This is a genomic window from Proteus sp. fly-1067 (assembly GCF_040139345.1).
Lineage (GTDB): Bacteria > Pseudomonadota > Gammaproteobacteria > Enterobacterales > Enterobacteriaceae > Proteus > Proteus vulgaris_B.
In genome coordinates, this window is record NZ_JBEEUL010000072.1 from 1 (window position 1) to 799 (window position 799).

Annotated in this window: 1 protein-coding gene; it reads left to right on the forward strand. The window is 39.8% G+C overall.

Annotated features, from left to right (window positions below; genetic code table 11):
* Positions 1-514: oxygen-dependent coproporphyrinogen-III oxidase (hemF, locus tag ABN217_RS19180; RefSeq protein WP_349459845.1), on the forward strand; the 514-nt coding region annotated here is incomplete at its 5' end.
* Between the last annotated feature and the right edge of the window lie 285 nt (positions 515-799).

The window sequence follows — 799 nt, forward strand, 5'->3', positions numbered from 1 at the left end:
CTATGGTTTTGAAGAAGACGTTATTCATTGGCACCGTGTTGCTCGCGATCTGTGTAAGCCATTTGGCACTGACACTTATCAAACCTATAAAGATTGGTGTGATGAATATTTCTATTTAAAACATCGCGATGAACCAAGAGGTGTTGGTGGATTGTTTTATGATGATTTGAACAAACCTGATTTCGAGACTTGTTTTGCATTTACACAAGCCGTCGGTAATGGCTTCTTAGAGGCCTACGTTCCTATTGTCGAAAAGCGCCGACATCATTCTTGGGGAGACAGAGAACGTCAATTCCAACTCTATCGACGCGGGCGCTATGTAGAATTTAACCTAGTGTGGGATAGAGGCACATTATTTGGTCTGCAAAGCGGTGGACGCACTGAATCTATTTTAATGTCCATGCCGCCACTCGTACGTTGGGAATATGATTATCATCCTGAACCTAATAGCCCCGAAGCTAAGTTATACAGTGATTTTTTAGTCACTAAAAAAAATTGGCTAGATAGACTCTAAATAATTCAAGATGCAGGTAGGCGACAAGCGAAGATAGATGGGGAGCATAGATAAACTCTGTGACTTGGCGAGCGTAGCGTAGTCACTTATACCTCAACGAAAGCCCTGCAACTTGAAAAATGACGAGTATAAATAGTGACAGTGATTACTATCATTAAAGTCGCTAAAATGCTTGGCGGCTTTTGTGATAAAAATTAGCAAATTTTAATAAACATGATTAACTATCAACTAGTTACATAATCAACTTCATCGCCTATGATTCCATTCTCACAAACAAAATGGAGT